This window comes from Roseateles chitinivorans, from assembly GCF_050632235.1.
Taxonomy (GTDB): Bacteria; Pseudomonadota; Gammaproteobacteria; order Burkholderiales; family Burkholderiaceae_C; genus Roseateles; species Roseateles chitinivorans_A.
The window spans coordinates 2,998,889-3,011,217 of record NZ_CP192584.1 but is presented as its reverse complement, the minus strand read 5'-3'; the positions used below and the strand labels follow the sequence as shown (position 1 = coordinate 3,011,217).

Annotated in this window: 14 protein-coding genes; 10 read left to right on the top strand and 4 right to left on the bottom strand. The window is 69.2% G+C overall.

Annotation, left to right across the window (positions count from 1 at the left end; genetic code table 11):
- Positions 1–115: 115 nt before the first annotated feature.
- The 3 genes from ACQ859_RS13720 to ACQ859_RS13710 are packed head-to-tail and all read left to right on the top strand — an operon-like array spanning position 116 to position 2,272.
- Positions 116–571, top strand: a complete 456-nt coding sequence (locus ACQ859_RS13720; RefSeq protein WP_431266241.1) for a hypothetical protein — start codon at positions 116–118, stop codon at positions 569–571.
- A gap of 8 nt (positions 572–579) precedes the next feature.
- On the top strand, positions 580–1,188 hold the full coding sequence (locus ACQ859_RS13715) for a hypothetical protein (RefSeq protein ID WP_431266240.1): 609 nt from the start codon (positions 580–582) through the stop codon (positions 1,186–1,188).
- 46 nt (positions 1,189–1,234) lie between these two features.
- Complete coding sequence (locus tag ACQ859_RS13710; RefSeq protein ID WP_431266239.1) at positions 1,235–2,272, top strand: hypothetical protein; 1,038 nt, start codon at positions 1,235–1,237, stop codon at positions 2,270–2,272.
- On the opposite strand, the gene ACQ859_RS13705 is transcribed toward ACQ859_RS13710, so the two are convergent.
- Complete coding sequence (locus ACQ859_RS13705; protein WP_431266238.1) at positions 2,247–2,888, bottom strand: response regulator; 642 nt, start codon at positions 2,886–2,888, stop codon at positions 2,247–2,249. The two genes, ACQ859_RS13710 and ACQ859_RS13705, sit on opposite strands and share 26 nt — an antisense overlap.
- 395 nt (positions 2,889–3,283) lie before the next feature.
- Here ACQ859_RS13705 and ACQ859_RS13700 point away from each other — a divergent pair, with 395 nt between their 5' ends.
- Positions 3,284–3,796 (top strand): phospholipase D family protein, encoded by a 513-nt coding sequence (locus tag ACQ859_RS13700; RefSeq protein WP_431266237.1) that lies wholly within the window; start codon positions 3,284–3,286, stop codon positions 3,794–3,796.
- A 43-nt stretch (positions 3,797–3,839) separates the two neighbouring features.
- On the opposite strand, the gene ACQ859_RS13695 is transcribed toward ACQ859_RS13700, so the two are convergent.
- The gene (locus ACQ859_RS13695; protein ID WP_431266236.1) at positions 3,840–4,643 is read right to left on the bottom strand and encodes a platelet-activating factor acetylhydrolase IB subunit; all 804 of its coding nucleotides are present in this window, start codon (positions 4,641–4,643) and stop codon (positions 3,840–3,842) included.
- Positions 4,644–4,769: 126 nt separating this feature from the next.
- On the opposite strand from ACQ859_RS13695, the gene ACQ859_RS13690 reads away from it, so the two are divergent.
- From ACQ859_RS13690 to ACQ859_RS13670, 5 genes are all read left to right on the top strand, one after another.
- Positions 4,770–5,627: a metallophosphoesterase gene (locus ACQ859_RS13690; protein ID WP_431266235.1), complete on the top strand. Its 858-nt coding sequence runs from the start codon at positions 4,770–4,772 to the stop codon at positions 5,625–5,627.
- 16 nt (positions 5,628–5,643) lie between these two features.
- On the top strand, positions 5,644–6,702 hold the full coding sequence (locus ACQ859_RS13685) for a hypothetical protein (protein ID WP_431266234.1): 1,059 nt from the start codon (positions 5,644–5,646) through the stop codon (positions 6,700–6,702).
- Between the two features lie 153 nt (positions 6,703–6,855).
- Complete coding sequence (locus ACQ859_RS13680; protein WP_431266544.1) at positions 6,856–8,382, top strand: polyamine aminopropyltransferase; 1,527 nt, start codon at positions 6,856–6,858, stop codon at positions 8,380–8,382.
- The gene (locus ACQ859_RS13675; protein WP_431266233.1) at positions 8,364–9,959 is read left to right on the top strand and encodes a flavin monoamine oxidase family protein; all 1,596 of its coding nucleotides are present in this window, start codon (positions 8,364–8,366) and stop codon (positions 9,957–9,959) included. The genes ACQ859_RS13680 and ACQ859_RS13675 overlap by 19 nt, the downstream gene beginning before the upstream one ends.
- 42 nt (positions 9,960–10,001) lie before the next feature.
- Positions 10,002–10,559: an RDD family protein gene (locus ACQ859_RS13670; protein WP_431266232.1), complete on the top strand. Its 558-nt coding sequence runs from the start codon at positions 10,002–10,004 to the stop codon at positions 10,557–10,559.
- Between the two features lie 34 nt (positions 10,560–10,593).
- Here the strand turns inward: ACQ859_RS13670 and ACQ859_RS13665 are convergent, their stop codons facing one another.
- Both ACQ859_RS13665 and ACQ859_RS13660 read right to left on the bottom strand, forming a co-directional pair.
- A complete protein-coding gene (locus tag ACQ859_RS13665; RefSeq protein WP_431266231.1) occupies positions 10,594–10,869 on the bottom strand; it encodes a helix-turn-helix domain-containing protein in 276 nt (91 codons plus the stop codon).
- Positions 10,859–11,164, bottom strand: a complete 306-nt coding sequence (locus ACQ859_RS13660) for a type II toxin-antitoxin system RelE/ParE family toxin (RefSeq protein ID WP_431266543.1) — start codon at positions 11,162–11,164, stop codon at positions 10,859–10,861. The genes ACQ859_RS13665 and ACQ859_RS13660 overlap by 11 nt, the downstream gene beginning before the upstream one ends.
- A gap of 320 nt (positions 11,165–11,484) precedes the next feature.
- Between ACQ859_RS13660 and ACQ859_RS13655 the strand changes: the two genes are divergently transcribed.
- Entirely contained in the window at positions 11,485–12,297 is an 813-nt protein-coding gene (locus ACQ859_RS13655) for an acyl-CoA thioesterase (RefSeq protein ID WP_431266230.1), read from the top strand.
- Positions 12,298–12,329 lie beyond the last annotated feature (32 nt).

The window sequence follows — 12,329 nt, the reverse complement described above, 5'->3', positions numbered from 1 at the left end:
CGCCTGAGCGTCCAGGAACCGTCGCGCACGGGCCGGCGCCGGCCTGTCCGCGACGTCACGCGGGCCCGTCCGGACGCCGGAACGGGCAGGCCCGCCCCCGCCCTTCGGAGCCGTCATGTTCGATCAAAGCAACGTCAAGTACATCAAGCGCATCGTCGTCGGCAGCGACAACCCCGCGCGGATCTGCACCCGCGAAGAGACCGAGGCGCAGATGGCCGAGCTCAACGACTGCCTGACCGGTGCCGTGCATCCGCGCGGCACGCTGCTCGCGGTGGAGCGCAGCTTCACGCTGGTGCGCATCGGCGAGCACCAGGTCGTGCTGGAGTGGCTGGCCTATCACGTCGGCTTCCCCGCCAACCGCCACCGAAGGCCGCCCGGCCGGCGGCGCCCCTCGCCCGCCGCACACGCCGCGCCCGCGCAGACGTCCCATGAAGCCGGAGCCGGAGCCGGAGCCGGAGCCGGAGCGGACAACGTCGACGCCGCCTCCGGGGTCCGCACCGAGCCAGACGCCGAGGTCATCGACGCTGCCCCTCATCCCAACGTTTCACCCGTGCCGCATTCCGCGGCCTAGGAGTCCTCATGTCCACATCCCTTCTCCATCGCCGTGCCGCCGCGGCCCGCGCCACCGTTGCCGCCACCGTTGCCGCCTCGGGGTCCGCCTTCGCGGCCACGCGGACGGCCTGGCGGTTCGTCCCGCTCGGCGTCTCTCTGATCGGCGCCGCCGTGCTGGTGCTGGCCCCGCTGCTGCCGGCCGACGCCGCGGCACAGACCGGCGCCACCGCCGCCGTCGCGGGCACCTCCGCCGCCGAACCGTTGCCGCCCTCGGTCCGGCTCGCCGGAAAGATGGTGCTGGCAGCCAAGACCGGCACGCCGCCCCGCGTCGTCCCTGTCACCTTGACGCCACGGCCCGGCGGCGCCTACCAGGTGCGCTACGACGAGTCGCTGCGCTGCGACCTGGTGCTGAACTACAACGGCTACGTCGCCGGCACCGGACACCTGTACACACCCGCCTTCGTCAGCGGCGGCTCCGGCGGGATGGCGTCCTACTGCAACTCGGTGGGTGGCAAGCCCCGGACCGTCGTGCTGAACCCGCGCAAGGACGGCCCGGGCTTCGACTACGAGGACTACGCGCCGACCGGTGCGAGGGCGGTGGTGACGCCGTCGGACTCGGCCAAGCCCGCGCCTTGAACGCCAGGCATCGAGCCCGACGCAGGGAAGCCGGAGGACTGACGCCGTGGCCGGATCGCGAGAACCCTCGATGCCGCCGCCCGGGTCCGGCAATGGCGGGCCAGCGGTGCCGCGCGGCACCGCTGTGCTCGATCAGTTGCGCGCGGAGATCGCCGCGATGCTGCGTCATGCGCTGGCGACCGGGCGGGAGGTACCGCCCGTCCTGATGCGCAGGGCGCTCGCCTCGCTGGAGGTCTCCGGCGATCCGGCGATGCTGTCCGCCGTGCACGCGCAGATGGCGGCCCGAGTCGCACCGGCGCGACCCGGCACGCTCTGCTTGATGCAGGCGGCCGGCAATGCAGGCCCGCTCTCACTGCTGGGTCCGGTGCGCAATGTGCGCTGGTTGACGCTGGCCGCCCTGTTCTGCCTGATTGCCTTCATGTTGACCACCCTGTCGCCGCTCATCGACGGCGATGCACTCACGAAAGAACTGTTCGAGCTCGACGGCCTGCAGCAGTTGACAGTGACCACGCTGCTGCTGACCTCGGCGGGGCTGGGCGCGACCTTCCAGGCCCTGTTCACCGCGCAGACCTACATCTCGCGGGCCACCTACGATCCGCTGTACGACGCCTCCTACTGGGTGCGCATCGGTCTGGGCCTGGTGGCCGGCCTGATGCTGGCGATGCTGATCCCGATGGAGAAGGTCGATCACGCCGGCTCGCTCCAGCGCCCGCTGCTGGCGTTGCTGGGCGGCTTCTCGGCGCGGCTGACGCACCGCGTGCTGCAGCGGCTGGTGGACACGGTCGATTCGATGTTCGACAGCGACCGACGGCAGCTCGTGGAGCAGACGCAAGCGCAGTCGCAGTCCGAGGCCCGCCAAACGGCGATGCGCACGCGCATGGCGCTGGCCCGGCAGTTGATGGGCGTGCAGGGCGAGATCCTGGCGGCCGCGCCCGATGACGCGGCGCGGCAGCGGCTGGCGGCGATGCTTGACGACCTGCTGGCGGGGACGCCCCCGCCGGACGATCCGGGCGGGGCGACGCCATCTGGCGAGTCCGTCACGCCCGGCAGCGAGAGCGTCACGCCCGGGCCAGCCCCTCCCTGATGGCGTAGCGGGTGATGTCGGCCACGCCGCGCAGTCCGAGCTTGTGCACCGCGTGCTCGCGGTGGGAGGCCACGGTCTTCTGGCTCACGCCGAGCTGCGCGGCGATGTGCTTGGTCGACAGCCCCTCCGCCAGCAGCTGCACGATCTCGCGCTCCTTCGGCGTCAGCCGGACGAAGGCGCTGGGCGCGGCCGTCGGATGCACGCAGGCGATGACGGCGGCCTCGGTCAGCGACGGGCTCAGGTAGAACTGGCGCCGGCCGAGCGCGCCGATCGCCCGCACCAGTTCGTCGACGCCGCTGTCCTTGGCCAGGATGCCGCTGGCGCCGGCGTCCAGGGCGGCACGCATCCGGTGCGGGGGTTCCTCGTCGGCGAGACACAGGACGCGCGTGACCGGCGACGCCGCCACGATGCGCTGCGTGGTGTCGACGCAATTGAGTCCCGGCAGTTCCATGTCCATCAGGACAACCTCCGGCCGCAGCCGGGTGGCCAGACGCACGGCCTCCTGGCCGTCGCCTGCCTGGGCCACCAGTTCCTGGCCGCCGTGCTCCTGGATCAGGGAGGCCAGTGCCTCCCGCAGCAACTGGTGACGCGCGATCACCATCAGTCGAGTTCTCATGCCTGTTTTCTCCCTGTTGATCGAGCCCCTGCGACAGAGGCTTCATCGACGATTGCAAACAGGAACAGGCGCATCCGCAATCGAGACGATGCCGCGAATGACATCGGCGATTCGCCGAGATCGGTCTCGGATTGCGGTCACTGCGCGGTGCGACGGGCCGGCAAGGCCTGGCACCGCAGGGAATCGGGCGCGCGCAACTGTAATGTCTTGCAGGGCGCGCCGTTGCGATCGCACGACTGCGGCTTGCGAGCCGCCGAAGCGACGTAGGGGCGCAAAGGCCGCGATGTCGTGCAACATGCGGCCATCGATGCGGCGCGTGCCGTTTGTCGAGACAGCGGAGAGCCCAAATGACACCGATTCGATGCTTCACGTTCGCGGCCCTGCTGAGCGTTGCCTTGACCGCTCGTGCAGAGCCCGAGATCCAAGTCGGCTTCTCGCCCGAAGGCTCGGCGCGGCAGCTCGTGCTCGAGACCATAGCCGGCGCGAAGGAGCGCATCCAGATCCTCGCCTACGCCTTCCAGGCGCCCGACATCACGCAGGCGCTCGTCGACGCCAGGCAGCGCGGCGTGCAGGTGCAGGTGGTCGTGGACAAGAAGCGCAACCAGAATAGGCCGAGCAAGCAGGCGATGGACTTCGTGACGAGCAAGGGCGTGGAACTGCGCACCAACGACCATTTCCACATCCACCACGACAAGACGATCATCGTGGACGGCCACACGGTGGAGACGGGCTCGTTCAACTTCGCGCCGTCGGCGGAGACGCTCAACTCGGAGAACGTCGTGGTGATCCGCAACGCGCCGGCGATCGTACGGCAATACCTGGCCCACTGGCAGTCGCGCTGGGACCTCGGCAAGCCCTACGTCTCCGGGTCCCTGCCCGACAAGGCCGCGGCGGCGCCCCTGCCCTGATCCGCAGCGCCGGACCCGTGCCGCACGCGACGGGAGCGCGCGGTCAGCGCGACTCGTCGAGCAGGCGGGACAAGGTGGGCTGCATCGCCTGCGCCCACAGGCGGTAGCCCTTCTCGCTGAGGTGCAGCTGATCCGGCATCACCTCCGGCGAGAGCGAGCCGTCCGCATTCATCAGCGATGCGCCGATGTCGAGGAAGTGGACGCTGCGGCCATCCGCGAACGCGCCGATCCGCGCGTTGATCCGGGTGTTGACCGCGCGCATCGCATCGTCCGGCCGGGCGCCGCGCGGGAAGATCGCCAGCAGCAGGATCTTCGTCGTGGGCAGGCGCAGGCGGATCTCGTCGACCACACGACGCACGCCGGCCGCGGTGACGGCCGGATCGTCCCTGCGGTCGCCGGTGTTGTTGGTGCCGATCATCAGCACTGCCACCTTCGGCGCGATGCCGTCGATCTCGCCCTGCTGCAGGCGCCACAGCACGTTCTCGGTCTTGTCGGCGCTGAAGCCCAGGTTGAGCGCGTCATGGCGCGCGAAGTGCTCCGCCCACACCGGCTGGCCGACGGCCTCCCAGCCCTGCGTGATCGAGTCGCCGATGAACACGAGTTGCGGCGACCTGCCCGCCGCGCGCATCGCGCGGACCTCGGCGAGCTTGGCCTCGTGACGCGGTCGCCACCAGGGCAAGGTCCAGGCGAGCGTCTGCGCCGCGGGGGTTTCGGCGGCGGACCTGTCCGCAGCCGATGCGGCGGGAGCTTCCGCGACGGGCGCGGCCGTCGCCGCCATCGACGTGGCGCCGATCGCGACCGCCATCAGCAGACGCCGGGACTCAAGGAGGAAGGTGGTGCGGTTCATGGGCGACGAGCTTAGCGCGTGGGCGCTGGTCGCGCGTCGCTTCAATCCCTGACCGGCCGAGGCGATGAGTGGATCCGTGGATACTGCCTCCTCGCCTTTCGATCCACGCCCTCCTCGACGTCCTCGATGCTGTTGTCCGCGCTCCGCAAGCTCTTCAAGTTCCTGCTCTTCCTTTTGCTCGCCCTCGCCTTGCTGGCGGTCTGGGGCCTGCTGATCGAGCCGCGTTGGGTCGCCCGCCGCGACATCCCCGTCGAGGTGCCCGGCTGGCGCGGACCGCCGGGACTGAAGGTCGTGGTCGCGTCCGACTGGCACATCACGCACGAGTTCAAGCATGTCATGACGATCGCACGCGCCAACGCCATCGTCGATGAAATCAACGCCGCCAAGCCGGACGTCGTGCTGCTGCCGGGCGACTTCATCTACGGGCGCGGCGAGGACGGCACCACGCCGGAAGACGTCGCGGCCGTGCTCGGCCGGCTGCGCGCGTCGCGCGGCGTCTACGCGGTGCTGGGGAATCACGACTGGTGGACCGACGGCCCGAGGTTCAACCGGGCGCTGGGCGCGGCCGGCGTCAAGGTGCTGCTCAACGAGGCGGTGCCGCTGCCCGGCATCGACGTGTGGGTGGTGGGCATCGGGGACCGGACGTCGATGCAGAGCGACCCGATCCGCGCGGCGCACCAGCTGCCCGCCGGCGCCCAGGCGCTCACGCTCATGCATGACCCGGCCAGCGCGCTGGACATGCGGCCTGCGCCGGGCCTGGCCGTGGCCGCGCACACGCACGGGGGTCAGGTCTGGATCCCCTTCCACGGCTCCGCCGTCGCGCCGCACGGCTGGCCCAAGGACAAGACCCACGGCTGGGTGGACGTCGGCCGCCGGCCGGTCTACATCACCAGCGGCCTGGGCGTCAGCATCTATCCCGTCCGCATCAACATGCGGCCGGAGTGGGTGATGTTCACCATCGGCGCCCCGGCGCATCGGCCCTGACCCAACGACATCCACGATGGACCTCGCCGCGCCCACCCTCGCATCCCTGCTGGCCCTGCTCGCGCTGAACACGTCCGCGCACGCGGCGTGCGACCGCGGCCCGTGGACGGGCACCATCGGTGCCGTTCCGATTTCGCTGGTCTTCGGCGATCCGGAGAACGGTGGTACGACGGCATCGGCCCGCTACTACTACCGCCGATCGCTGAAGGAGCTCTACCTGCGCGCGACAAAGGCGGATCCGAGGACCTGGGAAGAGTCCGATGAGGACGGGAAGATCACGGGCAGCGTCCAGCTGGCGTGCGAGGGCGACAGTCTCAAGGGCACCTGGCACTCGCCCGACCGTCGACGCGCACTGCCGGTGTCCGCGCGCCCGGCGCCGGCCCTGGACGCTTATCACGCCGAGCACCTGAGCGACCTGAAGGTCGACCGCGAAACCGCTCAGGTCTTCGAGGGCCATGCTTACGGAAAGCGCGAGGTCTCGGGCATCCGGTCGGTATCGACGATCGTGCTTCGAGGCGACAACCCGGCCAGCACCACCATCAATGCGCAACTCTGGCATGAGGCGAAGCAGGCATTGGGCGACGCGCTCGACTGCACCGGCGAAGGCCGGATGCGACGCGGACTCAATCACGGCTACGAATACGGCTGGGATCAATCGCCCGTGGCATGGAACGACCGTTACGTCGTCATCATGACCAGCCATGAATACTATTGCGGCGGCGCTCATCCGTTCTGGGGCCGATACGCCACCGCGTACGATCTGACCGGCGGCAAGGCGGTCGACACCGCCCTGTGGCTGATACCCGCCTACCGCAGGGAGATCGACCTCACCTCCCCGTTGGGCCGCCTCCTGACCGGACGCTATCTCTCCGTCGAGGACGGCGAAACCGAGTGCCTCGACAAGGTCGCCGCCAGTGGCGCCTTCATGCATCCCACGCGTGAAGGTCCCGTCTTCAGGATCGCCGCGGGTGCCTATGTCTACAGTCCCTGCATGCGCGACGTGACGGTCCCTTGGGAACAGGCCACACCATTTCTGACGCCGGAGGGTCGCCAGGCTGCGAAGGCCTTTCGCTAAAGACCAGCTTGCCCTGCCTGTGATGCGTTGCTGACCGGTATCGGGATCGGACCGGGGTGACCCCGTGATAGCCTCGCGCCCCATGTCCCAAGAGCGCCAAGAGTCCCAAGGGCCCCTAGAGCCCCCGTCGACGACGCCCCCGCGCGTGCCTCGCTGCCCGAGGTCCTGCTGCTCGCCAGCGTCTTCGTCATCGCCGCCTGCGGCCTGGTCTACGAACTCGCCGCCGGCGCGCTCGCGAGCTACCTGCTCGGCGACTCCGTCCTGCAGTTCTCGACCATCATCGGCGCCTACCTCTTCGCGATGGGCGTGGGCTCCTGGCTGTCGCGCTACATCGACCGGCAACTGGTCGCGCACTTCCTGCGGCTGGAATTGCTGGTCGGCGTCGTCGGCGGCCTGATGCCGGCCGCGCTCTTCACCGCGCACAGCCTGCTGCCGCCCTCCCAGGTCGCCGCCTTCCGCGTGCTGCTGTACGGGCTGGTGCTGCTCGTCGGCACGCTGGTCGGACTCGAGATCCCGCTGGTGATGCGCATCCTCAAGCGCCACTTCCGCCAGCGCTACGCGCTCAAGGAACTGGTGTCGCAGGTGCTGACCTTCGACTACCTCGGCGCGCTGCTGGTCGCCGTCGCCTTTCCGCTGCTACTGGTGCCCAACCTCGGCCTGGTGCGCACCGGCCTGTTCTTCGGGCTGTTGAACGTCGCCGTCGCGGTCTGGGCGCTGTGGCTGTTCCGCGCGGAGCTGCGCGGCTGGCGCTCGCACGCGCTGACCTGCGCGGTCTCGATCGGGATCCTCGCCGCCGCGATGGCCGGTGCCGACCGGCTCAGCACGTGGGCCGAGGACCGCTTCTACGGCGAGCAGATCGTCTTCAAGGAAAGCAGCAACTACCAGCGCATCGTCGTCACGCAGGGGGCGGCGGGCACGCGGCTGTTCCTCAACGGCAACCTGCAGTTCCACTCGCGCGACGAGTACCGCTATCACGAGGCCCTCGTGCACCCCGCGATGGCCGCGCAGGGCGCGCCGCGCAAGGTGCTGGTGCTGGGCGGCGGCGACGGCATAGCCGTGCGCGAGATCCTGCGCTACCCGTCCGTCGAGCAGATCACGCTGGTCGAGCTCGACCCGCACATGACGTCGCTGTTCTCGACGATGCCGCTGCTCAAGGGACTGAACAAGGATTCGCTGCTGAGTCCGAAGCTCCGCATCGTCAACACGGACGCCTTCGGCTGGCTGGAGACGACCGACGAGATCTTCGACGTCATCGTCATCGACTTCCCCGATCCGAGCAATTTCGCGCTCGGCAAGCTGTACACGGCCAGCCTCTACAAGATGGTCGACCAGCACCTGAGCGCGTCCGGCTACGCGGTGATCCAGTCGACCTCGCCGCTGGTCGCGCCGCGCGCGTTCTGGACCGTCGTCAACACGGTGGAGTCGGTCGGCCTCATCGCGACGCCGTACCACGCGCATGTGCCGAGCTTCGGCGAATGGGGCTTCGTGCTGGCGAGCCGGCGCCCGTGGGCCATGCCACGCAAGCTGCCGGACGGTCTGCGTTTCCTGAGCATCGACGGCATGCCCGCGCTGATGAGTTTCCCGCCGGACATGGCGCGGCCGGAGCACCTCGAAGTGAACCGGCTCTCCAACCAGGTGCTGGTCCACGAGTTCGAGCGCGAATGGGGCAAGCTGCATTGAAGCGCCGCGACCTGCTGACGCGCACGCTGGCGGCGTCGCTGTTGCCGATGCTGTCGGCCTGCGGGCGCGAGGCGCGGCCGCTCGCCGACCGGCTGGCGGAACGCATGGCGGAGCTCCCCGGCGGATGGACCGGCGCGAACTGGGAACGCGGCCATCGGCTGCGCGGCGCCCTGCCCGCCTGGTCGGCTGCCACCGGTACGACCCAGCGCGCACAGGTGCTGGTGCTCGGCGCGGGGATCGCGGGACTGGCCTGCGCGCGCCGGCTGCGTCTGCAAGGCGTCGACGTCGCGCTGCTGGATCTGGAGGACCGTCCCGGCGGCAACAGCCGCGGCCATCGCATCGGCGCGGGACCGACGCTCGGCGAGGGCCTGCGCTGCCCGCTCGGCGCGCACTACCTGCCCACGCCGGGACCGGAGGCGGTCGAGGTGCGGGCGCTGCTGGAGGACCTCGGCCTCGCGCGCCAGGAGCACGGCAAGACCGTCTATGAGGAGCGCTGGCTCTGCCACAGCCCGCAGGAGCGGCTCTGGTGGCAGGACCAGTGGGTCGACGGCCTGCTGCCGCCGGCGGAGTCACCGGACGTGCAAGCGCAGTACCGCCGCTTTGGCGAGCTGGTCGATCAGGCGAGGCACGAGGTCGGCTTCGCGATGCCGAGCACGCATCATGCGTGGACACCCGCGCACCAGGCGCTCGACGCGAAGACCTTCGCCGCGTGGCTCGACGAGCACCAATTGACCGCGGCGCCGCTGCGCTGGTACCTCGATTACTGCTGCCGCGACGACTACGGCGCCGATGCGACGCAGGTGTCCGCGTGGGCGGGGCTGCACTACTTCGGCAGCCGTCACGGTTTCATGAGCGGCGAGGAACGCGAGGCCGTGCTGACCTGGCCGCAAGGCAACGGCTGGTTGTCGGAGCGCCTGGCCGCGCCGCTGGCGGACGCGTTCCACGGCGGCCGCATGGCGCTGCGCGTGCGCGAGGAACGCCACGGCGTGCAGGTGCTCGTCTGGAACGACAAGGATCAGGTGGCGGAGCGCTGGGACGCCGATCAGGTCGTGATGGCGATGCCGCTGTTCATCGCATCGCGGCTGCCAGAACAACCGCCGACCGCGTTGACCGAGGCCGCACAAGGCATGCGCTACGCGCCGTGGCTGGTCGCGAACCTGCTGCTCGACGCGCCACCGCTGGAGCGGCTCGGTGTGCCGATGTCCTGGGACAACGTCGCCTACGGCGGCGAGGCGTTGGGTTACGTCAACGCGAACCAGCAGGACCTCGATCCCAGCCGCGGCCCGATGGTGCTGACGGCCTACCGCTCACTGCGCGAATCGCAGCGCAAGGACCTGCTGCAGGACGACTGGCGCGCCTGGAGCGCGCGCGTGCTCGCCGACATGGCACCCCTGCATCCCGATCTGCCGGAGCATCGAGCTCATGCGTTACGGACACGCGATGAGCATCCCGCACCCGGGACTGCGCGGATCGCAGGCGCTGGCCGTGCTGCGCGAGCGCGCGCACGGTCGGCTCCACTTCGCGCATGCGGACCTGACGGGGTACTCGGTGTTCGAAGAGGCCTTCACCCAAGGTGAAGTCGTCGCGGCGCGCCTGCTCGGCAGGAACCGGGGCCGCCCATGAGCACCGCCAACGGTTTCATCGCACCACCGTTCAAGCGCTACACCGCGTTCTTCGTCGATGCGGTCGCGGTGCTGCTGATCTTTGCCATGGTCGTCGTACTCGGCGCTGCGGTGGAGCGCAACCTGCAGCGCTGGGACGTCTTTGCCATCGTCTACGCGCTGTATCAAGGCGGCATGGTTGCGCACCACACCGACCAGACCTTCGGTCGCTACCTGACCGGCGTGACGGTCATGACTCGTGAAGGCGGGCGGCTGCTCGCGGCCCAGTCGTACTACCGCGCGATGGTCCGCGCGATGCCGCTCGCGCTGGTCGAATCCGATGTCCTCCCAGGCGAATGGACCTTCGGCGCCTGGGCCATCCTGATGAGCATCGAGTACCGCCGGATCGCCACCGCGCCGCAACGGCGGACGCTCGCGGACGTCCTGGCACAGACCCTGGTCATCAATCTGCCGCCCCCGCACACGCATCGCGCCCCTGCGGGTCCGATGTTCAGCAAGGAAGACCGGGAGTTCGGCGTGCCGCCCAAGAGTCCACCACGGAATGACGGCGGCTGATCAGGCGGGGGACTGACCGCACCACCCTGTCGCTTCACGGGAACACCGCATCGACACCCCGGTCCTGCATCATGCGCAGCAGCCTGAGCTCCGCACCTTGTGGCTTGCCCAGTCCCTGCTCCCACCGACGCAAGCGCTTGGCGCTCGTGTTGAGCATGCCCGCCAGCGTGTAGACACAATAGCTCGACTGTTCCCGGATGGCCCGGATCTCATCGGGGGTCAGCGGTTCGGGCGGCATCATTCCGGCATGCTCAATCCGCCGAATCGCATCGTCATCGAAGGCACCGCAGGCGTGGAGGTCACGACTCATCTGCAGGAGTTGCTTGATCGTCTCGTTCTTGCGTTTCCGAATCACAAATCACCTCTTTCAATTTTCGCTCGGGGGCCTCGTCGGCCAAGGCATCGGCTGACATGGCGAACAGTTCCCGGGAGGCCACGCGGCACATCTTCAACGTCACGGAATCAATGTTCACCGTGGCGCTCTTCGCAAATCCCATGATGAAGAACCAGGGGCCGCCAGGTCGGTTCGCGACGAGCGCCCGGAACCCGCCTCGCTTGCCTGCCCCAGATCGTGCGATCCGCTTCTTCACGAGTCCACTACCCAGATCTGCGTCTGATCAGTCCCCGTGCCATTTCGGCCACAGCGCGGCACAGGTCGCGCTCGCTCAAGACCTGCTTGCTCATCCATCGGCGAAAGCCTTCCGTCACGTGCACGGGTCCAATCACGTCGACCTCCCGCGAAGCTGCGATGACGATCAGTGCGGCGTCTTGCGCTTGGGAATCTCGTCCTGAAGGTGGCCGTCTGTTGGGGGAGCGAATGGACGCTCCGTGGACACGACTCGCTTGATCCGGTCGTTGAGGTGACAGCGCCGAATTCATTCCGTGCACAGAATGTGGTCACCTTTGCCGTTCAAGGAACCTTCCGATGCCGCACGACCTCGACCAGGCCATCCTCCTCGCCCCCGCCGGCGGACACCGCTTCGCCGGCGCGACGAACCCGGCCTACGCTAACATGGTCGGACCGTTCGGCGGCACGACCGGGGCGGCGATGCTCAACGCCGCGTTGCTGCATTCGGAGCGCATCGGCGAGCCGATCGCGCTGACGATCAACTTCTGCAGCCCGCTCGCCGACGGCGCCTTCGAGGTCGAGGCCCGCCCCGCCCGCACGAACCGGTCGACGCAGCATTGGGTGTTGGAGCTCACGCAGAACGGCGAGGTCGCCGCCACCGGCAGCGCCGTCTTCGCGCAGCGTCGCGAGACCTGGTCCGCGAAGGAAGCCGAGCTGCCGGCGGACGTCCCGCCTGCCTCAGAACTGACGCCGCTACCGAAGGTCGGCTTCCTGCCCGCCTGGGTCTCGCGTTACGACATGCGTTTCCTGCCCGGCTTCGGGCCGGGCCCGTTCGACGGCCAGGAACAGCCGCATTCGATCAGCCGCTACTGGGTCCGCGACGAGCCCGCACGACCGATGGACTTCCCGTCGCTCGCCGCGATCTGCGACAGCTTCTTCCCGCGCATCTTCGTGCGCCGCCGCAAGCCCGGCGCGATCGGCACCGTGACGCTGACCACCTACTTCCATGCGGACTCGGTCCTGCTCGCGCAGCAGGGCGACCGCCACGTGCTGGCGATGGCCAAGGCGCTCAACTTCCGCAACGGCTACTTCGACCAGACCGCCGAAGTCTGGAGCGACGACGGCCACATGCTGGCCAGCACGCACCAGATGGTCTATTTCAAGGAATGAGGGGCGGCAGGCCCGCTGCCGCGCACGTCGCG

Excerpts from the sequence above, each read along its gene's own strand:
- ACQ859_RS13655 (WP_431266230.1), top strand. The coding sequence starts at position 11,485 with ATGCCGCACGACCTCGACCAGGCCATCCTCCTCGCCCCCGCCGGCGGA.
- ACQ859_RS13675 (WP_431266233.1), top strand. The coding sequence starts at position 8,364 with ATGGGGCAAGCTGCATTGAAGCGCCGCGACCTGCTGACGCGCACGCTG.
- ACQ859_RS13665 (WP_431266231.1), bottom strand. The coding sequence starts at position 10,869 with ATGAGTCGTGACCTCCACGCCTGCGGTGCCTTCGATGACGATGCGATT.
- ACQ859_RS13705 (WP_431266238.1), bottom strand. The coding sequence starts at position 2,888 with ATGAGAACTCGACTGATGGTGATCGCGCGTCACCAGTTGCTGCGGGAG.
- ACQ859_RS13670 (WP_431266232.1), top strand. The coding sequence starts at position 10,002 with ATGAGCACCGCCAACGGTTTCATCGCACCACCGTTCAAGCGCTACACC.
- ACQ859_RS13720 (WP_431266241.1), top strand. The coding sequence starts at position 116 with ATGTTCGATCAAAGCAACGTCAAGTACATCAAGCGCATCGTCGTCGGC.
- ACQ859_RS13715 (WP_431266240.1), top strand. The coding sequence starts at position 580 with ATGTCCACATCCCTTCTCCATCGCCGTGCCGCCGCGGCCCGCGCCACC.
- ACQ859_RS13690 (WP_431266235.1), top strand. The coding sequence starts at position 4,770 with ATGCTGTTGTCCGCGCTCCGCAAGCTCTTCAAGTTCCTGCTCTTCCTT.
- ACQ859_RS13695 (WP_431266236.1), bottom strand. The coding sequence starts at position 4,643 with ATGAACCGCACCACCTTCCTCCTTGAGTCCCGGCGTCTGCTGATGGCG.
- ACQ859_RS13685 (WP_431266234.1), top strand. The coding sequence starts at position 5,644 with ATGGACCTCGCCGCGCCCACCCTCGCATCCCTGCTGGCCCTGCTCGCG.